Source organism: uncultured Parasphingorhabdus sp. (assembly GCF_963975735.1).
GTDB lineage: Bacteria > Pseudomonadota > Alphaproteobacteria > Sphingomonadales > Sphingomonadaceae > Parasphingorhabdus.
This window is the reverse complement of the sequence record NZ_CAXBIA010000003.1, coordinates 187,443-210,501: the sequence shown is the minus strand read 5'-3', so window position 1 is coordinate 210,501 and position 23,059 is coordinate 187,443. Positions and strand designations below refer to the sequence as shown.

Annotated in this window: 19 protein-coding genes; 4 read left to right on the top strand and 15 right to left on the bottom strand. The window is 55.9% G+C overall.

The annotated features are described in order from the left end of the window. Nucleotides 1-28: 28 nt before the first annotated feature. The 15 genes from rnr to pgi form a co-directional block, all read right to left on the bottom strand. On the bottom strand, nt 29-2,323 hold the full coding sequence (gene rnr / locus AACZ86_RS06875; protein WP_339690681.1) for a ribonuclease R: 2,295 nt from the start codon (nt 2,321-2,323) through the stop codon (nt 29-31). Beyond that, a complete protein-coding gene (gene proS, locus AACZ86_RS06870) occupies nt 2,323-3,858 on the bottom strand; it encodes a proline--tRNA ligase (protein ID WP_339690797.1) in 1,536 nt (511 codons plus the stop codon). The genes rnr and proS overlap by 1 nt, the downstream gene beginning before the upstream one ends. Nucleotides 3,859-3,891: 33 nt before the next feature. Then, nucleotides 3,892-4,509, bottom strand: a complete 618-nt coding sequence (gene phaR, locus AACZ86_RS06865; protein ID WP_339690679.1) for a polyhydroxyalkanoate synthesis repressor PhaR — start codon at nt 4,507-4,509, stop codon at nt 3,892-3,894. Between the two features lie 179 nt (nt 4,510-4,688). Further along, nucleotides 4,689-5,744, bottom strand: a complete 1,056-nt coding sequence (gene alr, locus AACZ86_RS06860; RefSeq protein ID WP_339690677.1) for an alanine racemase — start codon at nt 5,742-5,744, stop codon at nt 4,689-4,691. A gap of 19 nt (nt 5,745-5,763) precedes the next feature. Beyond that, a complete protein-coding gene (locus AACZ86_RS06855; RefSeq protein WP_339690675.1) occupies nt 5,764-7,401 on the bottom strand; it encodes an MFS transporter in 1,638 nt (545 codons plus the stop codon). A 27-nt stretch (nt 7,402-7,428) separates the two neighbouring features. Continuing rightward, nucleotides 7,429-9,399, bottom strand: a complete 1,971-nt coding sequence (locus AACZ86_RS06850) for an acetyl/propionyl/methylcrotonyl-CoA carboxylase subunit alpha (RefSeq protein ID WP_339690674.1) — start codon at nt 9,397-9,399, stop codon at nt 7,429-7,431. A 3-nt stretch (nt 9,400-9,402) separates the two neighbouring features. Continuing rightward, complete coding sequence (bioB, locus tag AACZ86_RS06845; protein ID WP_339690673.1) at nt 9,403-10,428, bottom strand: biotin synthase BioB; 1,026 nt, start codon at nt 10,426-10,428, stop codon at nt 9,403-9,405. After that, nucleotides 10,425-12,560 carry a methylmalonyl-CoA mutase gene (gene scpA, locus AACZ86_RS06840; RefSeq protein ID WP_339690672.1) on the bottom strand — a complete coding sequence of 712 codons (2,136 nt, stop codon included), beginning with the start codon at nt 12,558-12,560 and terminating at the stop codon, nt 10,425-10,427. The genes bioB and scpA overlap by 4 nt, the downstream gene beginning before the upstream one ends. A gap of 54 nt (nt 12,561-12,614) precedes the next feature. Then, complete coding sequence (locus tag AACZ86_RS06835) at nt 12,615-13,397, bottom strand: enoyl-CoA hydratase-related protein (protein WP_339690671.1); 783 nt, start codon at nt 13,395-13,397, stop codon at nt 12,615-12,617. Nucleotides 13,398-13,485: 88 nt separating this feature from the next. Then, nucleotides 13,486-13,920, bottom strand: a complete 435-nt coding sequence (mce, locus tag AACZ86_RS06830) for a methylmalonyl-CoA epimerase (protein ID WP_339690670.1) — start codon at nt 13,918-13,920, stop codon at nt 13,486-13,488. A gap of 126 nt (nt 13,921-14,046) precedes the next feature. Then, nucleotides 14,047-14,991, bottom strand: coding sequence for a DUF808 domain-containing protein (locus AACZ86_RS06825; RefSeq protein WP_339690668.1), 945 nt, complete (start codon nt 14,989-14,991; stop codon nt 14,047-14,049). Nucleotides 14,992-15,037: 46 nt separating this feature from the next. Next, the gene (locus tag AACZ86_RS06820; protein WP_123906332.1) at nt 15,038-15,478 is read right to left on the bottom strand and encodes a hypothetical protein; all 441 of its coding nucleotides are present in this window, start codon (nt 15,476-15,478) and stop codon (nt 15,038-15,040) included. A 15-nt stretch (nt 15,479-15,493) separates the two neighbouring features. Further along, nucleotides 15,494-17,020, bottom strand: coding sequence for an acyl-CoA carboxylase subunit beta (locus tag AACZ86_RS06815; RefSeq protein ID WP_339690666.1), 1,527 nt, complete (start codon nt 17,018-17,020; stop codon nt 15,494-15,496). Between the two features lie 128 nt (nt 17,021-17,148). Beyond that, on the bottom strand, nt 17,149-18,498 hold the full coding sequence (gene gor, locus AACZ86_RS06810) for a glutathione-disulfide reductase (protein ID WP_339690663.1): 1,350 nt from the start codon (nt 18,496-18,498) through the stop codon (nt 17,149-17,151). 10 nt (nt 18,499-18,508) lie between these two features. Further along, nucleotides 18,509-20,014 carry a glucose-6-phosphate isomerase gene (pgi, locus tag AACZ86_RS06805; RefSeq protein ID WP_339690662.1) on the bottom strand — a complete coding sequence of 502 codons (1,506 nt, stop codon included), beginning with the start codon at nt 20,012-20,014 and terminating at the stop codon, nt 18,509-18,511. Between the two features lie 152 nt (nt 20,015-20,166). On the opposite strand from pgi, the gene lepB reads away from it, so the two are divergent. The 4 genes from lepB to AACZ86_RS06785 all read left to right on the top strand — a co-directional run bounded on the left by lepB (nt 20,167) and on the right by AACZ86_RS06785 (nt 23,038). Next, the gene (gene lepB / locus AACZ86_RS06800; protein ID WP_339690660.1) at nt 20,167-20,970 is read left to right on the top strand and encodes a signal peptidase I; all 804 of its coding nucleotides are present in this window, start codon (nt 20,167-20,169) and stop codon (nt 20,968-20,970) included. Next, entirely contained in the window at nt 20,967-21,635 is a 669-nt protein-coding gene (rnc, locus tag AACZ86_RS06795; RefSeq protein ID WP_339690659.1) for a ribonuclease III, read from the top strand. The genes lepB and rnc overlap by 4 nt, the downstream gene beginning before the upstream one ends. Then, on the top strand, nt 21,632-22,525 hold the full coding sequence (gene era, locus AACZ86_RS06790) for a GTPase Era (protein WP_339690657.1): 894 nt from the start codon (nt 21,632-21,634) through the stop codon (nt 22,523-22,525). Before rnc ends, era begins: the two co-directional genes overlap by 4 nt. Before the next feature lie 264 nt (nt 22,526-22,789). After that, nucleotides 22,790-23,038, top strand: coding sequence for a DUF465 domain-containing protein (locus AACZ86_RS06785; RefSeq protein ID WP_339690655.1), 249 nt, complete (start codon nt 22,790-22,792; stop codon nt 23,036-23,038). Nucleotides 23,039-23,059: the final 21 nt, after the last annotated feature.

The window sequence follows — 23,059 nt, the reverse complement described above, 5'->3', positions numbered from 1 at the left end:
CGAATGGTTGCCCTGTTTCAACCAACTATTACTTTCGGCGTGCCTTGCCCATCTTTCCACGAACATTCGCGGGGCGGCCTGTTTTACCCTTGCGATGGGGCTTTCCCTTGCCAGCGCGAGAGGGGGCCGGACGACCCGGCATATGATTGGCACCTTCTGCCAGTTCGAACAACAAGCTGCCGGTGGCGGCATTGGCCTCGACCAGACGCAATTCGATTTTCTGGCCGATATTATAGGTCGTGCCGCTATCCATACCCGTCAGCTGCTGCTTGGCCTCGTCATAATCAAAACGTTCGGCGCCCAGCGTTCTCACCGGAACGAGCCCGTCGCCGCCCAGTTCATCCACAGTAGCAAAAAATCCGAAATTCTGGACGCCGGTGATCCGGCATTTCACCACTTCGCCAATCCGCTCCGCCAGATGCGCAGAGATATAGCGGTCGATGGTTTCCCATTCGGCCTTCATCGCACGGCGCTCGAGCTTGGAGATTTTCTCCGAGATTATTTCGAGACGGTCTGCCTCTTCCTTGTTCAGTCCTGAAAATTCCGGAATGGCGCTGTTTTCGGGTGCCGGTTGTTCCAGCTTGCAGGCGCTGACGAGAGCGCGGTGGACGATCAGATCGGCATAACGACGGATCGGGCTGGTGAAATGGGCATAGCTTCCCAGCGAAAGGCCGAAATGGCCCATATTGGTATGGCCGTAATAAGCCTGGGTCTGGCTCCGCAATATCTGTTCCATCACCAAAGGCAGCAGCAATTCGTCGTCAACCTGTTCGATCAGATTATTGAAGACCGCAGGTTTGATCACCTGCCCCATGGCAAAGCTCATATCGAAGGTCTTGAGGTAATCTTTCAGCGCGATCAGCTTCTCTCGCGACGGGGTCTCGTGAACGCGGTAGATCACCGGCGATTCTTTCGACTCCAGCATCTTCGCGGCTGCGACATTGGCAACGATCATATAATCCTCGACCACACGGTGCGCGTCGAGACGCTCTCGGATGGCAATTTCAACAATCTTGCCCTGGTCATCCAGCACCACCCGCTTTTCGGGCAGATCAAGATTGAGCGGTTCGCGGGCATCGCGTGCCTTGGCCAGCAGTTTCCAGCAAGCCCATAGAGGCTCCAGCGCGCTGCTCTTCAGTTCATGGTCGAGTTTTCCGTCCATCGCTGCCTGTGCGTCTTCATAAGCGATATTTCCGGCCAGCTTGACGATCGCGCGGGTGAAGCGAGAAGCGATGACCTGACCCTTGGCATCTATCGTCACGTGACAGACCAAGGCTGCGCGGTCGACGCCCTGTTTCAACGAGCAGACGTCGGTGGACAAAGCTTCCGGCAGCATCGGCACAACCCGGTCGGGGAAATAGACGCTGTTACCGCGCTTATAGGCTTCGCGGTCAAGCTTGCTGCCCGAGCGGACATAATAGGAAACGTCAGCAATCGCGATGAGCGCCTTAAAGCCACCCTTGTTATCCGGACTGTCATCCGGCGCGGCCCAGATAGCATCATCATGGTCGCGGGCATCGGCGGGGTCGATGGCGACAATCGGAAGGTGGCGCAGATCCTCGCGCTTCTCTTTCAAGATTTCGAGCTTGGTTGCCTGCTCGGCTTCCTCGACTACGGCATCGGGAAAATGCAGTGGAATTTCAAATTTGTGGATCGCGATCAGGCTGAAGGATTTGGCAGCGAACGGATCGCCCAATATTTCCTTCACCCGCGCCTTGACCTCTGAGCCACGCTTGATCGGTTCGGCCAGCACCAGATTGCCCGGCTTTGCCTCGCCCAATTCGATGATCGGCGTGCTGCGCCGGATCTTGCGATCCACCGGCTTCAGCCAATAGCGGTCGCGTTCGTCCTTCTCGACGATACCCAGCAGCATTTCGTTGCTCTGGGCGAGTTTCTTCATCAGAAAGGCGACATGGCCCTGCCCGCGTTCTTCGGTTCGTGCCAGTATCCGGTCGCCAATCGCCAGCGCGGCGCGGCGCCCCTTTTCCTTGACCCTGATCTTGGGCGCGGGTCCGCCTTCGTCTTCCCAGCGTTCGGGAATGCCGATCGCTTCATTGCCGTCAATCTCGACAATCTTGAGCACGGTCACCTTCGGCAGGCCGCCCACCTTATGCAAAGCCCGCCCCAAATCGCCGGCGAGCAAACCTTCTTTGGTCATGTCCTTTAGCAAAGCCTTGAGCGCGATCTTGTCCGGTCCCCGCAATCCAAAGGCTTTTGATATCTCTCGCCGTCCCGCAGGTCGCTCCGATTGCTCGATAAAATCCAGTATCTGCTGGCGAGTGGGAACCTGTTTCGGTTTGTGAGATTTTTTGGGACCTGCCATTAATAAGCTTTACCTATGATTATGCGCTCGACCGCCGGTTTGCCGGTAAAGATACATTTGCCATCTGCGACTGCGGCATCAACCGGAACGTTACGGAAGGTCAGCTTCAGTTTTTTGAGCCGCTCTTCGATTGCTTCCAGTTCCTCACCGGTCGCCTTGCACCATTGCACTTCCAGCCAGCCTGGATGTTTCTTTTTCGCCGCGTAGAAACGTTCAACGTCCGACCAATATTCAACACCCCGCTTGACGTTGCCATTGAGGCGCTCTTTGGCTTCTTCGTGCAACGAGGACTGGATCTCGGACAATAAGGTCGGAATTTCCGGGAGGAATTCTGCCTTGGCGAGAAATTTCGTGTCCAGTTTTCCGCTGTCCTGATAAAGCGCATCGCGACGGATCATCGCGACTTTGTCGTCGGCCATGTCACGCGGTCCGATTTCGAGAATGATCGGCGCGCCCTTCTTGATCCATGACCAGCGTTTAGTCTGCGTTTTGGCGCCGCTTACATCCAGCTTCACCCGGACCGGTTCGTCAAAGGCTCTCAGCCGGGCGATATCCTTTGCCAGCGCTTTGCAATAATCCAGCACTGCTTCATCTTCCGGCTTGTCGCGCAGCATCGGCACGATCACCACCTGATAAGGCGCAATCAGCGGTGGCACACGCATGCCGTCGTCATCGCCATGGGTCATGATGACGCCCCCGATCATACGGGTCGAAGTGCCCCAGCTGGTGGTATAGGCAAACTGGAATTCACCATCCTTGTCCTGGAAGCGAATATTCTGCGCCTTGCTGAAGGTCTGGCCGAGGAAGTGGCTGGTGCCGGCCTGCAAAGCCTTGCCATCCTGCATCATCGCTTCGATCGAATATGTCGCATCAGCGCCAGGGAAACGTTCATTCTCCGGCTTCTCTCCGGCGATGACCGGCATCGCCAGCACATTTTCCGAAAACTCGCGATACATTTCCAGAGCGTTGAGCGTCTCTTCCATCGCCTCGGCTTTGGTGGCGTGGGCCGTATGGCCCTCCTGCCAGAGAAATTCGGTGGTCCGCAGAAACATTCTGGTGCGCATTTCCCAGCGCACGACATTCGCCCACTGGTTGATCATCACCGGGAGATCGCGCCAGCTTTGCACCCAGCGGGCAAAGGCGGTGCCGATCACGGTTTCGGAGGTCGGGCGCACGACCAAAGGCTCTTCCAGTTTTGCGTCCGGATCAACAACCAGTCCGCCATCTTCGCCCTTGATCAGCCTGTGATGGGTGACCACGGCCATTTCCTTGGCAAATCCGTCGACATGCTCGGCCTCTTTCGAGAAATAGCTGAGCGGAATGAACAAGGGGAAATAACAATTTTCATGGCCCGATGCCTTGATCCGCTGGTCCATCAGATATTGCACCCGTTCCCAGATACCATAGCCCCAGGGCCGCATGATCATCGAGCCACGTACGCCGGATTCTTCGGCCATGTCGGCTTCAGCAATTACTTGCTGGTACCATCCCGCGAAATCATCTTCGCGGGTGATTGTAAGAGCATTTTTCTTCACTTGGTTTTCCTGCGGCTTATAGTTTTCCGACAATCAGATATCGAGTTTGTCAATCTTGGACTGGATATCTGCGAGTTGCTTTTTCAGCTCCGTGATCTCGATATCTTTTGCGGATGGTTTTTCTTGTGGTTCGTTTTCGGTTTCATCCCGACCATTTTGGCCAAGGCTTAGCGCCTTTTCAAAAACGCCGGCCAAAGGGCTTGCCTTCAGGGCATTTTCAACCGCTTCCTGAAACTGCTTCTGGTTCTTGACGGCCATCTGGCCCAGCGGATTCTTGTTGAGGGCGCCTTCAACCGCTTCCTGAAACTGTTTCTGGTTCTTACGGAAATTTTCCATCGATGCTTCCAGATAGGAGGGCATCAAGGACTGCATACTGTTGCCATACATGGAGATCAGCTGGCGCAAAAAATTGACCGGCAGCATATGCTTGCCGTTGCTTTCCTCGTCCACGATGATCTGGGTCAGCACATTATGGGTAATATCTTCTCCGGACTTGGCATCGACGACGACAAAATCCTCGTCATTGCGGGTCATCTCGGCGAGAAAATCGAGGGTGATATAATTGGATGTCTGGGTATTATAGAGACGCCGATTGGCATATTTTTTTATGATGATCGGACCGTCTTGGATCTTCTTTTTCGACTTGGCCATATAAGCTCCCGATCGGTTAGAAACACTGAAGGCTGTCGGGATTTCTAACCGTCCTTTATTTGCATGTTGCACCAGCACTAAACCTATTTGTGCATTGCCGCAACTTCTGTTGTTATCCAGCATTTTTGTGCAGCATTTTCCATTTGTGCAACTGCGTCCGGGTGTGGAGCCTTACAACTTTACGTCCACTGTCTCGCCAACCGGTTGCCGAGGCCCGTGATCAGTTCATATTGCGACAGACCGGATTGTGAGGAAGCGGCTCTCAGATCATATTCGCAATCGACCCAGTCCCCTTCTTTGAGATGGGTGGCATTAGAAAGGTCGATGGCGATCAGGTCCATCGAAACGCGGCCGAGCACCGGTAGTATCTGCCCTTGATGCATGAACAGCCCGCTATTGGAAAAGCCGCGCAAATATCCGTCGGCATAGCCCATCGCCAATATGCCGACATCATGCGAACGATCTGCAACATATTGCGCATTATAACCGAGCTTGTCACCGGGCTGCAGCGAACGAACCTGAATGATTTCCGCCTGCGGGACGGCCACCTGAGCAATGATATCTTCCAAAACCGGGCGTTGAATACCGCCGTAGAGCGACAGACCCGGGCGCGTTAGATCGAAATGATATTGGCTACCCAGTGCGATTCCGGCGCTGTTGGCCAGGCTCGTCCGTTTGCGCGGTACGACTTCCAGGGCGGCCTGATATTGCGCCAGCTGCTCGCTGTTCTGTGGCCCGTCCTCGTCGGCAGAAGCGAGATGGCTCATCGCGACATCGATCGCCATTCCATCAAAAAGCCCGGCCTTGAGATCTTCGACGTTGATCCCGAGACGGTTCATCCCGCTGTTGATCATCATGTCGCAAGGCTTGCCCGATGTCTTCCAGCGCGCAAGCTGCTCGAGACTGTTGATCACGGGCTTGGCGGGAGATTGCATGGCAAAGGCCATGTCGGCCTCTCGAACGCCATTGAGTACGGACACCGACGCCTCGCCCGCCGTCAGGTCTTCGATCTCCTGCGCTTCCTGCCAGTTGGCGACGAAGAAATCGGTACAACCCGCTGCGAGGAGCTTTTGCACAACAGCGCGCACGCCAAGGCCATAGGCGTTGGCCTTTACCGCGGCTCCGGCCCTGGCTTGCCCGGACAGCCGGTCGAGGTTGCGCCAGTTGGCGACCAGCGCATCGGAATCGAGCCGGATTGTCGCCGTCGGCGCTATTATCGGTTTGTCGTCACTCATTGACGGAGCGATACGGCCTTCATGGCGCTTCGTCGAGTGCCGCTTCGGGGTCATTGGGTATGCCCCACCACGCAACGATGACACCAAATGCAACGACTACCCATGTGTACCAGAGACCGGCATATATATCTCCGGATCGGGCCACGATATATCCGGCAATCAGCGGCAGGAATCCACCCAGATAACCAGCCCCGATATGATAGGGTATCGACATCGAACTATACCGGATTTTGGCCGGGAACATCTCCGAGAGCAATGCCGCAACCGAACCGTAGGTCAAGGCGCTCAGGGCACCCAGGACCAGCAATATCGCGACGATTCCCAATATGCTGATCATATCCGGCTGCTGTTTGGCAAAGTCATATCCGTGCTCGGTAAGCGCGCCGCGAATGCCACTGCTGCGCGCAGCACCATCTTCCATCCATGCCGGATCAATTGCGATCGCGTTGTTACCGGCACTCAGGCTCAATTCGCTGGCGTCGGTAAGCGTATAGGAGACGCCAGCAGATGTCAGCGTTTCCAGAACCTTGCCGCAATCACTCTGCTCGCGGCTGAACAATTCTGCAAAAGGATCCGCGCTACAGGCACTGCCCTCGACCCGCACGGGGTTCGCTTCGGCTGCTTCGGTCAATCCGGGATTGGCAAAATAGCCCAGTCCCCAGAATGCAGGAAATAGAAGTAGCAACGAGAGGAGAGCGCCAACGATGATCGGTTTCTTGCGTCCGACCTTGTCCGACCATTTGCCGACGACAAGATAGAAGGACATGGCAATAAGACCAGAAACGAACAATATGATGTCTACGGTCTGCGCCTCCATATTCATCGGCCCACGCAGGAACGACATGCCGGAGAAAAAGGCGGTGTACCAGATCGTGGTCAGAACGCCCGTAATCCCGAACAGAGCGACAAAGATGCGTTTCTTGTTGCCGGGATAGGTGAAGCTTTCGACAAAGGGATTGCCCGCAGTTTCACCCGCCGCTTTCATCGCCTGGAAGACCGGGCTTTCATTGAGCTTCAGCCGCATCCAGAGCGATATGGCGAGCAGGATGATCGAAAGCAGGAACGGTACCCGCCAGCCCCAGTCGTTGAATTCCTGTTCCGGGATCAGGAAGCGGCAGGCCAGTATGACGCCGATCGACAGGACAAATCCACCAGCGACGCTGGCCTGGATATAGCTTGTGTAATAGCCGCGCTTTTCGGTGGGCGCATGTTCCGCGACATAGATTGCCGCTCCGCCATATTCGCCGCCGAGGGCAAGACCCTGCAATATCCGCAGGAATATCACGATCAGCGGGGCAGCCAGCCCGATCGTCTCCGCGCTCGGAATGAAACCGACGCCGGCGGTCGCAATGCCCATCAGGGTCACTGTGACGAGGAACGTATATTTGCGACCCAGCTTGTCGCCGAGGAAACCGAAGAGAATTGCACCAACCGGACGGAAGCCGAAGCCGATGGCAAAGGTCGCCCATACCATCAATATCTCAAGCGTCGGATTGCCGCTGGGGAAGAAGGTCGGCCCGATGATATAGAATAATGTGCCGTAAATGAAGAAGTCATACCATTCGAAGATGGTCCCGGCAGAGGACGCCGCTATGACCAGGCGGATTTCTTTTTGCGTCGGTTCGCGTTGCCCCGCCATTGCTACTTCACTGGCCATATTTTTGCCCTCCCCAAGGCGTTCGTTCTATTCCAGCTCGAGTATCACGGCATCGACGGCAAGGCTATCGCCTTGCGCGGCCTCAACCGATTTCACCACGCCATTTTTCTCCGCGCGAAGAATATTCTCCATCTTCATCGCCTCGACCACAGCCAGAGGCTGGCCTTCGACAACGGCATCGCCTTCGGCAACGTGCAGCGCGACCAGCAGGCCGGGCATCGGGCAAAGCAGATATTTCGACAGATCGGGCGGAATTTTCTCGATCATATGGACGGCATGCTGCGCAACATGAGCAGGCAGCACACGAGCCTTGTGAGTGGCGCCATGACTGTTGAGTGCGAAGCCATTGGCGGTCTTTGCGATCTTCACTGACAGAGGTTTGCCCGCCACCTCAGCGAGGATCAGGCTATCGCCCGGTGTATATTCCATAGACAAATCGACATCGGTACCGTCGACGATGATTTCTTCTTCGGAGATCGAGACCTCCATGATCTTGTCACCGATCTTGACCTGCCATTCCGATGGCGGATCGAGCCGTTTTCCGAGCTGGCTGTCAATCCGGCGGGCTCGGTCGGCATGGGCCGTTGCGGCGAATGCGCCGATGGCGGCGAGATTGCGTAGCAATTCGGCGGACGCTGGAGCGCCCTGAAAACCGTCGGGATATTCCTCGGCGATGAAATTGGTGGTGATATTGCCTTCGCGGAAACGTTCGTGCTGCATCAGTGCCGAGAGGAAATCGATATTGTGGCCGGGGCCAACCAGCTCGAACCGGTTGAGCGCATCGATCTGGCGGTCAATTGCCTCGATGCGGGTTTCGCCATAAGTGATCAGCTTGGCAATCATCGGATCGTAGAAGATCGAGACTTCGCCACCTTCAGCTACGCCATCGTCGACGCGAATGCCTTCTTCGGCAGCCGGTGGCCGATATTTGACCAGACGTCCGGTGGACGGCAGGAAGCCGCGATAGGGATCTTCTGCATAGACGCGGTTTTCGACCGCCCAGCCGGTCAGCGTGACCTCGTCCTGGGTCAGCGGCAGTTTCTCGCCATAGGCGACGCGGATCATCTGTTCGACGAGATCAAGACCGGTGATATATTCGGTAACCGGATGCTCGACCTGCAGACGGGTGTTCATTTCGAGAAAATAGAAGCTCTTGTCGGCGCCGACAATCAGTTCGACCGTACCGGCGCTATAATAGCCCACGGCCTGCGATAATGCGACGGCCTGTTCGCCCATTTTCTTGCGCATTTCGGGATCGACGAAAGGCGATGGCGCTTCTTCGACGACCTTCTGGTGGCGGCGCTGGATCGAACATTCGCGTTCGCCGAGATAGATGACATTGCCATGCTTGTCGCCGAGCACCTGGATTTCGATATGGCGCGGCTGTTCGATGAATTTCTCGATAAACACGCGGTCGTCGCCAAAACTGGCGAGCCCTTCGCGCTTGGTTGCTTCAAAGCCTTCGCGGACGTCTTTCTCGTTCCACGCAAGCCGCATGCCCTTGCCGCCGCCACCGGCGCTGGCCTTCATCATCACCGGATAGCCGATTTCCGAAGAAATGCGCACGGCATGTTCGGTATCGTCAATCTCGCCGATATGACCCGGAACAACGCTGACCCCTGCCTTCTCGGCCAGTTTCTTAGACTCAATCTTGTCGCCCATTGCAGCAATTGCGTTGATTGGCGGTCCGATGAAAGCAATGTCATTGTCGTCAAGTTGCTGGGCAAAGCTGGTCCGCTCGGACAGGAAACCATAGCCGGGATGCACGGCTTCCGCGCCGGTTTCCTTGCAGGCCGCGATGATCTTGTCCGCAATCAGATAGGATTCACCCGCTGGCGACGGTCCGATATGCACGGCTTCGTCCGCCATTTTGACATGCGGCGAGCGTGCATCGGCGTCGGAATAGACCGCAACCGTCTTGATACCCATTTTCTGGGCAGTACGAATGACGCGGCAGGCGATTTCGCCCCGGTTGGCGATCAGGATTTTCTTGAACATAGTTTATTCGGCTGCCTCTAGTTGAATGTCTCTCGGCTCGGCTTCCATCGGAACCAGCCCCAGTTTCGCAAATAATGTTTCGTCCGCATCGTCGCCCGCATTGCCGGTGGTCAGCAATTTGTCGCCGGTGAAGATGCTGTTGGCACCAGCGAGAAAACACAAAGCCTGCGTGCTTTCGCTCATGCTCTCGCGGCCAGCGGACAGGCGGACCATCGAGGCGGGCATGGTGATCCGTGCCACCGCGATCGTGCGGACAAATTCGATATCGTCAATCTTCGCCAGCGGCGTATCGGCCAGCATATCGCCGAGCACCGTGCCTTTGACCGGAACCAGCGCATTTACCGGAACGCTTTCCGGATGCCTCGGCAAAGTCGCCAGAGCGTGGATGAAACCGACCCGGTCTTCGCGGGTCTCGCCCATGCCGACGATGCCGCCGGAACAGACGTTGATGCCGCTATTCCGCACATTTTCCAGCGTTTCGAGACGGTCGCCAAAGGTGCGCGTCGTGATAACCTTCTCATAATGTTCCGGCGAGGTATCGATATTGTGGTTGTAATAATCGAGGCCTGCTTCGGACAGCATTTCGGACTGTTCCTTGGTCAGCATGCCAAGCGTCATACAGGTTTCCATGCCCATCTGCCGGACGCCCTTGATCATCTCGATGATCGCCGGCATGTCGCGATTTTTGGGGTTGCGCCATGCCGCGCCCATGCAGAAGCGCGAAGAACCGCGGTCCTTGGCCTGTGCTGCGGTTTGCAACACGGTGCGCACGTCGAGCAGTTTCTCTGCCTTCAGCCCGGATTTCGCGCCGGCAGACTGGTTGCAATAGCCGCAATCTTCGGGGCAGCCGCCGGTCTTGATCGACAGCAGGGTTGAAAGCTGAACCTCACCGGGCTTGTGGTTGGCGCGGTGGACGGTTGCTGCCTGAAAAACCAGTTCGTCGAACGGCAGGTCGAACAGGGCCGCGATTTCCTCTCGGGTCCAGTCGTTACGCACGTCGGTATCTTCAATTTCTGTCACGATAGTCATTCCGCAGCTTCCTCTTCGGGGGGCATATTATGGCCCAGCAATCTCAATATGTCGGCGGCACATTCCACAATATTGCTGCCCGGTCCATAGATTCCGACCACGCCACTCTTACGCAGGAATTCGTAATCCTTTGCCGGGATAACACCGCCCGCGAAAATCTTGATATCGCCGCGGCCTGCTTCTTTCAGCAGGTTGATCAGTTCGGGGATCAGTGTTTTGTGGCCCGCCGCCAGGCTGGACGCGCCGACCGCGTCGACATTTTCCGCCAGAGCGAGATCACGGGTTTCGCCGGGCGTCTGGAACAACGGACCGGAGATCACGTCAAAACCCATATCGGTAAAGGCACTGGAGACAACATTGGCGCCGCGGTCATGGCCGTCCTGCCCCATTTTCGCGACCAGGATTTTCGGCTTTCGACCAAGCCGTTGCGACACGGCATCCACGCCTTCGATGACCATCGCGTAGCGGGCATTGCCTTCATAGGCCTTGCCGTAAATGCCTTTTACCGGCGTTGGTTGGGTTTCATAGCGGCCAAAGACCGCTTCCATCGCGTCGGATATTTCGCCAAGCGAAGCACGTTTGCGCGCCGCGTCGACTGCGAGAGCCAACACATTACCGCTCGCCTTCGCGCCTTCGGTCAGCGCCTTGAGCGCTGCCTGACAGGCTGCTTCGTCGCGATCGGCCCGCATTTTCTCAAGCCGCTTGATCTGACCGTCGCGAACCATTGCATTGTCAATGTCGAGCGTTTCCATCGCGTCTTCTTCGGCAAGACGATATTTGTTCACCCCGACGATCACTGCATCGCCCTTGTCGACAGCAGCCTGGCGACCGGCAGCGGCTTCCTCGATCATCGCCTTGGGCCAGCCATCGGCAACCGCCTTGGCCATGCCGCCCTCGGCATCGACGCGTTCGATAATTTCCCAGGCTTTCTCGACCAATTCGCTGGTCAGCGCCTCGACATAATAGCTGCCGCCAAGCGGATCGACGACCTTGGTAATGCCAGCCTCTTCCTGCAACACGATCTGGGTGTTACGCGCAATGCGCGCGGAAAAGTCCGTCGGCAGCGCGATCGCTTCGTCGAGGGCGTTGGTATGCAGCGACTGGGTCCCGCCCAGGGTCGCGGCCATTGCCTCGATCGTCGTCCGGATCACGTTGTTATACGGATCCTGCTCGGTCAGCGACACGCCCGAAGTCTGGCAATGGGTGCGCAGCATTTTCGACCGTTCGGATTGTGCGCCGAGATCGGTCATCACGCGGTGCCACAAGGTCCGCGCGGCGCGCAGCTTGGACACTTCCATGAAGAAGTTCATGCCGATGCCGAAGAAGAAGCTCAGTCGGCCGGCGAACGCATCGACGTCAAGACCGGTCGCCATCGCCTGCTTGGCGTACTCGCGGCCGTCGGCGATAGTGAATGCCAGTTCCTGCACTGCTGTCGCACCGGCTTCATGCATATGATAGCCGGAGATCGAGATGCTGTTGAATTTCGGCATATGCTCGGACGTGTAGCCGATGATGTCGGAAATGATCCGCATCGAGGGCGCCGGCGGATAGATATAGGTATTCCGCACCATGAACTCTTTGAGAATGTCATTCTGGATTGTGCCGGAAAGTTTGTCCTGAGAAACCCCCTGCTCTTCCGCCGCGATGATATAGAAAGCGAGACACGGGATGACCGCCCCGTTCATTGTCATCGACACCGACATTTCGTCGAGCGGAATCTGGTCGAACAAGATTTTCATATCCTCGACGCTGTCGATCGCGACGCCGGCCTTGCCGACATCGCCGACCACGCGCGGATGGTCGCTATCATAGCCGCGGTGCGTGGCAAGATCGAAGGCTACCGAAAGACCCTTTTGCCCCGCCGCAAGATTGCGCCGATAGAAGGCGTTCGATTCCTCGGCGGTCGAGAAACCGGCATATTGGCGGATTGTCCAGGGACGTCCGGCATACATGCTGGCCTTGACGCCGCGGGTGAACGGACCAAAGCCGGGCAATCCCGGATCACCGGCATCTTCTGCGGTGTAAAGCGGTTTGACAGCGATACCCTCGGGGGTTTCCCAAGTAAGATCGCGGCCCTTCACTTCCTTATTGGCCAGTTCCTGCCAGTCTTTGATCGTCGGTTTATCGGTCATTCGATCTCTCTAATAGGTGGTTCCGGCGGCAGCCGGGATGTCGATCATTCGGGCCTACTCGCCTTTGAAATCCGTCTTGCGCTTTTGCAGGAACGCAATCGCCCCTTCGCGCGCATCCTTGCTGTCGCCGGCAATCCGCTGGCCTTCGGCTTCCCGCACCAGCGCCGAAGCATAGTCGCTTTCGAGCGCCGCTGCCAGATTCTGACGCATCACGCCCAAAGCTACGGTGGGGCCATTAGCCAAGCGTTTAGCCAGCATGCCCGCTTCATCCATCATCGCAGCATCTTCGACACATTTGTAGATCAGACCCCAGTCTGCGGCTTTTTCGCCGTGGATTTTTTCGCCGAGCAGCATCATTTCTGTTGCGCGAGCCTTGCCGACCAGGCGAGTCAGCATCCACGATGCGCCGCCGTCGGGTACAAGACCGATATTGACGAAGGCCTGCAGGAAATAAGCTGATTTCCCGGCAATCGCAAAGTCACTCGCCAGCGCAATGGAACAACCGACGCCTGCTGCCGGTCCGTTCACCGCGGTGATCGTCGGAATGTCTAGCTTTGCCAGCTTCAGCATCAACGGATTGTAATGCTGGAGCAGCGCGGCGTAGCTGCCCTGCCCGCCCGACAAGGCGCTGTCGTTCTTCGCCTGCAAATCGGCGCCAGCACAGAAGGCACGGCCTTCACCGGTAATCACCAAAGCGCGTGCATCTTCCAGCTTGTCCAGCGCGATGAAGATATCATCCGCCATGCCCAGTGAACAGGCGTTGAGCCGCTCCGGCTTGTTCAGCGTGATCGTAGCCACCTGATCGGTGATATCCAGCTTGATGTTTTCGAATTCCATGTGCGGTCCTTTTGAATATTTCGTCATCCTGAACTTGTTTCAGGATCTCGCAGGGTCCTGAAACAAGTTCAGGATGACGATTGTATAATTAATGCCCCTTGGGCGTTTCCATGATCTCGGTTAGCATCCCGCCCATATCCTTGGGATGCACAAAAAAGATAAGCGTGCCGTGCGCGCCGATGCGCGGTTCGCCGAGCACGCGCTTGCCCATCGCTTCAAATTCCGCCTTGGCGGCGTGAATGTCCTGCACTTCGAAACAGATATGATGCTGGCCGCCGAGCGGGTTTTTCTCCAGCCATTTGCCCACCGCGCTATCGCGCTCTGTGGGTTGCAGCAATTCGATCTGGGTTCCGGCGGTACTACCTTCGCCAGGAGTGTTCACGAAGCATACCCGCACTTGTTGGGAATCCAGGACGAATGGTTCTGTTATGTCCGTCGCGCCCATCACGTCGCGGTAGAAGGTGATCGAGGCGTCAAGATCAGGCGTCGCGACGCCGACATGGTTTAGTCTACCCAGCTTCATTTCAATTTCCTATTTCGTCATTCCAGCGAAGGCTGGAACCCAATCCAATCTCCGCATCACTCTCAATATTGGTGTAGACCCCAGCCTTCGCTGGGGCGACAGTAAAGCCGAATGAGCGCGCAGCGATCAATGTCCTTCTCCGTGCGGAATGAATTTATGGACCAGCGGCGCGATGCCAGCGCCGACGAGAACGCCCAATATGCCCGACAAGAGCGCAAAGGCGATTCCGCCGACCATCATCTTTGCCGAGGCCGGGAACAGGCCGACCAGCGGATGCGAAATGATATCGATCAGATGTTCGGGACCATGCCAGCCAACCGCGGCAATATTGTGGACCAGCAGGCCCCCACCGACCCAGGCCATGGCTAGGGTGCCGATGATCGAAAGCGCAGCAAGCAGCTTCGGCATCAACCGGACAAGACTGCAGCCAAAGGAGCGCAACGCGCCCTCATTATTTTGCGCGATGTGCAGGCCGATATCGTCCATCTTCACTATCAGCGCGACCGCGCCATAGACCGCCACGGTAATCGCTATGCCGATGATTGCGAGAATGATCGCCTGTTCCCACCAGACCTGGTCGGTCAGTTCGGACAGAGCAATTGCCATGATCTCGCCGGACAGAATCAGGTCGGTGCGGATCGCGCCGGAGACCATCTCCTTCTCGCGCCCTGGCCCCTCGATAATCGCGGGCTGTTCATGCTTCGTGGATTCGTCGACGTGGAAAAATTCCAGCACCTTCTCGGCGGCTTCATAACAGAGGAACAATCCGCCGAAAATCAGGATGATCGGTATCAAAAAGGGCGCAAATTGTCCCAAAAGGACCGCTGCCGGTAGCAAAAAGACCAGTTTGTTCTTGAACGATCCCTTGGTGATTTTCCAGATCATCGGCAATTCGCGCGACGGATCAAAACCGGTGACATAAGTCGGCGTAACCGCCGCATCGTCTATCACCACGCCAGCAGATTTGGTCCCGGCACGCGCCGCGGCAGCCCCGATATCGTCAACCGACGCGGCGGCAACTTTCGCAATGGCTGCGACGTCGTCGAGTAGGGCTACTAGTCCTGTTGGCATTCTATCTCCGGGAACTCACTTGACAAGCAGATAAGGCAGTTGAATTTCACGTCTCAATGTCACCAATATATTTTGCATTTGGGCGAAACTGACTAGTAAATTCCCCTTTATCTCCGACGTACCAGCTTCCAATTTGCCATTCTTTTGGAAAATTCGGGAAACTGTCATGGACACTAGGATCCGCCTCGACGACCCATTGCCCATTAAATTCCGACGTGCCCTTAATACATTCTAACATATAATTTTGAGGTTGACGTTTCGCAGAAACAATAGCGCGGTAATTATCATTTTCGTGAAAAACTCCCGTCAAGTTTCCTGCATCATCTACCTCATAGGCCCCGACTATGGCTTCAGGCGGCACCTTTTGGTCGTCGGGATAGTCCCAGTCGATTTTGTAAACGTTCCCGCCTGGATTTTTCTTTGCTTCAGCAATCATCTCCGGGGTAAATTCAGCTGACTTATCTCGTTCTTTTTTTAACCAACCCATGATGCTTATCCAATCCTACAACGGAATATTATCATGTTTCTTCCACGGGTTCTCGAGCTGCTTGTTCCGCAATTTCCGTAACCCTAGAGCCACCCGACGCCGAGTTGCATGCGGCTTGATTACTTCATCGATAAAGCCTTTTTGCGCCGCGATAAACGGGTTGGCGAAGCGGGCTTCATATTCGGCGGTATGCTCTGCGATTTCTTCCGGAGTCTTGCCGCGAAAAATGATCTCGACAGCGCCTTTTGCGCCCATCACGGCGATTTCCGCGGTCGGCCAGGCATAGTTGAGATCGCCGCGCAGATGTTTGGAGGCCATCACGTCATAAGCGCCACCATAGGCCTTGCGGGTGATGATGGTGATTTTCGGGACTGTTGCTTCGGCATAAGCGAAGAGCAGTTTGGCACCATGCTTGATGATGCCGTTATGCTCTTGTGAAGTGCCGGGCAGAAAGCCGGGCACGTCGACCAGAGTGATGATCGGAATATTGAACGCATCGCAATAGCGGACAAAGCGGGCCGCTTTCTTGGAGGCATTGATGTCGAGGCATCCGGCGAGCACCATCGGCTGGTTGGCGACGACACCGACGGTGGAGCCTTCCATCCGGCCAAAGCCGCAGATGATATTGCCGGCATGAGCGGGCTGGACTTCAAAGAAATCGCCTTCGTCGACCATCTTGCGGATGACTTCGTGCATGTCATAAGGCTGATTGGCGTTATCCGGGATCAGCGTATCGAGGCTTTCTTCCAGACGGTCCCACGGATCAGCGGTGGGCCGTTCGGGCACTTCTTCGCGGTTGGAAAGCGGCATGAAATCGATGAAATCGCGCGCTGCGAGCAGTGCTTCAATGTCATTTTCATAGGCTACATCGGCGACGCTGGTCTTGGTCGTGTGCGTAACCGCCCCGCCCAGTTCTTCCTGCGTCACAATCTCGTTGGTCACGGTCTTGACCACGTCGGGGCCGGTGACGAACATATAGCTGCTGTCCTTCACCATGAAGATGAAGTCGGTCATGGCTGGCGAATAGACCGCACCGCCTGCGCAGGGCCCCATGATCAGGCTGAGTTGCGGAATGACGCCACTGGCCAGCACGTTCTTCTGGAACACGTCGGCATAGCCGCCTAGCGATGCCACGCCTTCCTGAATACGCGCGCCACCACTGTCATTGATGCCGATGACCGGAGCACCAACCTTCATCGCGTTATCGAGAACCTTGCAGATTTTCTCGGCATGGCGTTCGGAGAGAGAGCCGCCGAAAACGGTGAAGTCCTGAGAGAAGACGAAGACCAAGCGGCCGTTGATCGTGCCGGAGCCGGTGACCACACCATCGCCGGGAATATGCTGCTCATCCATGCCGAAATCGACGCAATTATGTTCGACATACATGTCGATTTCTTCAAACGAGCCGTCGTCGAGCAATATCTCGAGCCGTTCCCGCGCCGTCAGCTTGCCCTTGGCATGCTGGCTATCAATCCGCTTCTGTCCGCCACCGAGCATGGCTTCGGCGCGCTTGGCTTCCAATTGTGCGATAATGTCTGACATTAAACCCCCGGCTGTGAATCACTTGGTGCGGTAGGCCCTAGCCAATGCACAGCCGGTTAGGCAATCGTCAATAGTAATTAATCACGCGATTAAACCTGACCTTTTCGCTACGGTTGCCGTAACGTTATCTATTTAAACAGGACCAGTTCCTCGGCCATGCTCGGGTGCAAAGCCACTGTATCGTCAAATGCCTGTTTGGTTAGGCCAGCTTTCACTGCAATAGCAGCCGCCTGCAAAATTTCCGGCGCATCGGGTCCGATCATGTGCAGGCCGAGTATTTTCTCGGTCGGATGTTCGACGATCATCTTGTAGAGGCTGCGTTCTGCCCGGTCCGCAAACACATTACGCATAGCGCGGAAATCGGACGAATAGACCTTGATATTACCATATCGCTCGCGCGCTTCGCCTTCGGTCAGGCCAACCGATGCAATCGGTGGTTGGGAGAAGACCGCCGATGGAATATTATCATAATCTACCGTGCGCGGATTGTCGCCAAAGACGGTATCGGCAAACGCCTGCCCTTCGCGAATGGCAATCGGGGTCAACTGAACCCTGTCGGTCACATCACCGACGGCATAGATATTCTCGACATTGGTCCGGCTATACTCGTCGACGATGATTGCACTCTTGTCGTTGATTTCAACGCCGGCATTTTCGAGACCGAGGCCGTCGATCTTGGGGCGGCGGCCGGTTGCCGCCAGAACCACGTCGGCGCGAACCGGCGCGCTCTTGCCATCCATATAGACGTCCAGAGCACCGTCTTCCCGCTTTTCGATCCTGTCGAATGTGCAGTTGAACTTGAAGCTGATGCCCTTGGCGAGCGAGATCTGGATCAGACGGTCCCGCACACTTTCATCATAGCCACGCAGGATGATGTCGGACCGGTTGACAACGGTGACGTCGCTGCCCAGTCCGTTGAAAATACCGGCAAATTCATTGGCAATATAACCACCGCCCGCGATAATCATATTCTCGGGCAGCTTCTCCAGATGAAACATGTCGTTCGATGTGGACATAAGCTCGCTACCGGGAAAATCAGCCACGGCAGGCCATGCACCAACCGCGATCAGGATATATTTGGCAGTCACAGTCTTGCCGCTAGCCAATTTAATCTCATGCGGTCCGGTCAGCTCGGCGCGTTCGAGAATGATCTCGACGCCGTGATTTTTCAGCGTGTCGGTATAGGCATTGTTCAGCCGGTCAACGTCCTTGAGAACATGGTCGCGCATCGTTGGCCAGTCGAACTTGGCATTTTCCCAGGTCCAGCCAAAATTCTTGCCATCTTCCAGTTCTTCGGAAAAATGGGAGCCGTAAACCAGCAGCTTTTTCGGTACACAGCCACGGATTACACAGGTGCCGCCAACGCGATATTCCTCGGCCACCGCAACTTTCGCGCCATAGGATGCCGAAACCCGCGCAGCCCGCGTTCCCCCGGAACCTGCGCCGATAACGAACAGGTCATAATCATATTCTGCCATGTAAATTTCCTTATTGCCCGGGTCCGAAGGCCCGCTTTTTCAGTTCTTCGGTCGAAGCGTCCAATTGGTTACCATCGTCAGCGGCCAGCGCGTTTGCCATCTGCTTTCCAAGCTCCACGCCAAACTGATCGAACGGATTGATATTCAGTAAAACCGCGTTCACGAAAGTGCGATGCTCGTAAAAAGCGAGCAGCGCACCCAGCGTCCGCGCATCCAGGCTTTCCAGTAATAGGGTCACCGATGGCCTGTCACCCTGATAATTTCGATGACTGTCATCGGATTTTTTGCCCGCCATCAGTGCAGCGCCCTGCGCGAAGCAGTTTAACAGCAGCCCTTGATGGTGGGCGGGATGCAGTGAATCGCCCGGTTCGATGACCGCGAGAAACTCGACCGGCACCAGATGGGTCCCCTGATGGAGCAGCTGGAATACGGCATGTTGCGCATCGGTACCGACACCGCCCCAGACGATCGGACTCGAGTGGAGTTCCAGCGGTTCGCCATCCAGCGTCACCGATTTTCCGTTGCTCTCCATTTCAAGTTGCTGAAGATAATCGGGAAGCAGGCCCAGGCGCTCGTCATAGGCAAACACCGCCCGCGTCTCGCATCCCCGTACCTGAGTATAATATTGATCGGCAAAAGCCGCCATAACCGGAATATTCTGGCCCCAGGGGGTGTCCTGAAAATGCTGGTCCATCATGGCGGCGCCGGCCAGCAGGTCTTCGAAAACTTCATATCCGAGCGCAAGAGCGACGCTGAACCCGATCGACGACCACAAGGAATAGCGTCCGCCAACGCTTTCCGAAAAGGGAAGAACGCGCGTTTCATCAACGCCCCATTCAACCGCCTGATCGGGAGCAGCGGTCAAAGCCACGACCTGCCCCAGCGGATCGGTGATGCCGTCTTCGCGCATCCAGTCCAGCACAGCATTGGCGTTGAGCAGTGTCTCTGCGGTTGTGAAAGTCTTGGACGCAATCACCAGAAGCGTCTTGCCGGCGGTAAATCGCTCGAGCACCGGTTCAAGCGCGGCGCCGTCGATATTGGAGACGACGGCGAGTTCATATTTCTCGTCGCCGAGCTTGAGCGCCTGATGGAGCATTTTGGGACCCAGCGCAGAGCCGCCAATGCCAAGATGGATAATCTGGGTAAAATCGCCCAGAACACCGGTTTCAATGACTTCGATCAGGCTTTTCATCCGCTGGTGCAGCATGTGGGCATTGTCGACACTAGCCGGGTTCCCCGTTCCGCGTTCCGCGCTATGTTCCGCCGCCCGACCTTCGCTGATGTTAATCGGTTCTCCCGTCAGCAAAGCGGCCACTTTCGCGGACAGGTCCATTTCATCGGCGAGTTCCTGAAAGGCCTGAATGGCATTATCGTCAAGATGGGTTTTCGATAGATCAAAATAGATACCAGCCTGTTCCAGGCCGAGATTCGCTACCCGATTGGTGTCCTTTTCGAAGAGACTGGTCAGCGGGATTTGCGGGAGCGCTTTGATCGCCTGCCAATGGTCTGAAGTCATTTAATCATCCGATCTTTAAATCATAAAATTGCACGCGTCCCCGGAACTGCTTTGCCCTATCTGTCTGGCAGGCCGGTCTCAAGTTGAAAATAGCACCCGTCGGAGAATGCAAGAAATCTTGACGCCAACGCCAATGTCGGCGAAGGGGCGCCATGGCGCGAGATAAAGCAGAACGATCCGAAACGCGGGACTTTGTCGCGTTCCTTGTAAAACTTGCACTGTTCATCCTGATCTTGCGCAGTTTCATCATCTCGCCGTTCAATATACCGTCGGAATCTATGCAACCGCGTCTGGTTGTAGGTGACTATCTGCTGGTTGCAAAATGGCCTTATGGTTTCTCCAAATATAGCCTGCCATTCAGCGTAGCCCTGTTTCCCGGGCGTGTATTGCCGCATTCACCGGAACCGGGCGATGTGGTCGTGTTCAAGGCACCGCCAAACGCGCACGATGATTATATCAAACGGGTGATCGCCTTATCCGGTGACATCGTACAGGTGACCGATGGTGTGGTCTCGATCAACGGCACAGACGTTGAGCGGAAAAGAATCGAGGATTTCGAGCATCCGGTCACGCCCAACAGTCCCTGTTACCGTGAAGAATTTGAATCGGCCGCAGGAAATAGCGAGGCGATCTGCCGCTATCCGCAGTTTCAGGAGACTCTACCCAACGGAGTGACCTATCGCATTCTCGATATTTACGAAAATTCGGAAGGCGACAATACACAGGCCTTTGTTGTGCCGGAAGGTCATATGTTCTTGATGGGCGACAATCGCGACCGTAGCGCCGACAGCCGGTTTCCCGCGGTGGAAGGCCAGGCTATCGGGATGGTCCCGCAAGAAAATCTTGTCGGTCGCGCTTTGGTCTCGGTCTTTTCGACCGACGGATCGGCTGAATGGATCAAGCCGTGGACATGGTTCACCGCTGCACGCTGGGAACGTATCGGAGAAGGATTTTGAACCGCCCGGACTTTCGCGACTGGATTGTCGAGATCACTGGCGAACAGCCATTGTCACCAGAGCTATACGTAAGGGCCGCAACCCACGGCAGCCACGGCGAGAAAGACTATCAACGGCTGGAATTCCTGGGTGACCGGGTACTCGGGCTGGTCATAGCGGATCATCTCTATCAGAAATTTCCGGAAGAGCCGGAAGGGCAATTGTCACAGCGTCTCAACGGACTGGTATCAGGCCCTGTCTGCGGCGCTGTCGCAAAGCATATCGGCGTTGGCGATCATATCCTGCTCGGCAAACAGGCCCGGGACGACGGCGCGCGGCAAAGCGTCAAGGTCTTGGGCGACGTCATGGAATCGCTCATCGGTGCGGTTTATCTCGATCATGGCATGGAGGCCGCGCGAAGCTTCATATTGCGCCACTGGGACAGCCGGGTCACGGCAACCGTTGCTGATGTCAGACATCCCAAATCTGCGTTGCAGGAATGGGCAGCCGCCAATAATCGCAAGATTCCGGAATATGAACTGGTCGACAAGAGCGGCCCCCATCACGATTTAAAATTCACCATACGGTTGAGCGTTCGCAACATTGGCGAGGTCGAGGCGACCGCTTCTGCTATTCAGGCTGCCGAGACAGCAGCCGCAAAGAAATTTCTGGAAAAATTCACATGACACAAAAATGCGGCGTAGTGGCATTGATTGGCGCGCCCAATGCCGGAAAATCGACCCTGATCAACGCTTTGGTCGGACAGAAAGTGGCGATTACCAGTTCCAAGCCGCAGACCACGCGGACACGGCTATTGGGCATTGCTCTCGAGGAAGATACTCAGCTTTTGCTGGTCGATACCCCGGGCATCTTTGAACCGCACCGGCGCCTCGACCGCGCAATGGTCTCCGCTGCATGGGAAGGCGCCGAAGACGCTGATATCATCGTCATGCTGGTAGATTCTCGTGCCGGGCTCGGGACAAAAGTCACCTCGATCGTTGAGCGGATCAAGCACCGGTCGGAAAAGACCATATTGGTCATGAACAAGGTCGATATTGCCGCCAAAGACAAGATGCTAGGCCATGTCGTCAAGCTTCACGAACTGGCCGACTTCGACGAGACATTTTTTGTCAGTGCCAAAACCGGTGACGGACTGGAGGAGCTACGGGCCTATCTGGTCAAAGCCATGCCCGAAGGCCCATGGCATTTCCCCGCCGATCAGGTTTCGGACGCCAGCGAACGCATCCTCGCTGCGGAAATCACCCGCGAGCAGGTTTTCCGGCAGCTACACGCGGAACTGCCTTACGCCACCGCCATTGCGATGGAACAATATAAGGAGCGGCCGGATGGCTCGCTGGAAATTCACCAGCAGATCCTGGTCGAGAAGGCCAGCCAGAAGGCCATCATCCTCGGCAAAGGCGGTCACCAGATCAAGGAAATCGGCGCGAAAGCGCGTGCTGAGCTGTCCGGCATATTGGGCAAGCCCGTCCATCTTTATCTCCACGTCAAGGTAAGCGCGAACTGGGACGAAGATAAAAGCCTCTATCAGGATATGGGGCTGGATTGGGTCAAGTAGCTTCAGTGCTATCCTGATCCGAAAATCAGCCACTCCGCGCTTGATTGAGAACCACAATCCTTATTGTCTGCCTCCATCCCAGCGGCGAAAAATCTATAGATTAAAGTCAGGTAATACCTTCCGCGCCTGCTGTAGGTAGATTTCCTGATATCCGAAAAGCCGCGTTGCTAATATTCGAAGACGGGAAAGAAGGGTGCTGTTTTGGCGCCCCGAAAAGTCCGCTTTCATTCGAGAGACCATTTCAGTCGCAGCAAAGGAATATATATGAGCCACGTATCGCATGATCTCCACGCCGAATTCCCGAATGACGAGAAGATACTTCACGAACTGAAAGTGTCAGACGCACATTTCAAAACAGTTTCCGAACGCTATCACGACATCAACAAAGAAATCCATCGCATCGAATCCGAAATAGAAGCCGCCTCTGACGAGCGCAGCGAAGAGCTGAAAAAACAGCGTCTGCTGATTCTGGATGAAGTTGCCACCATGATTTCAAAAGCCAAAGCGGCCTGATGGCAAAATGGCGCATGTAGC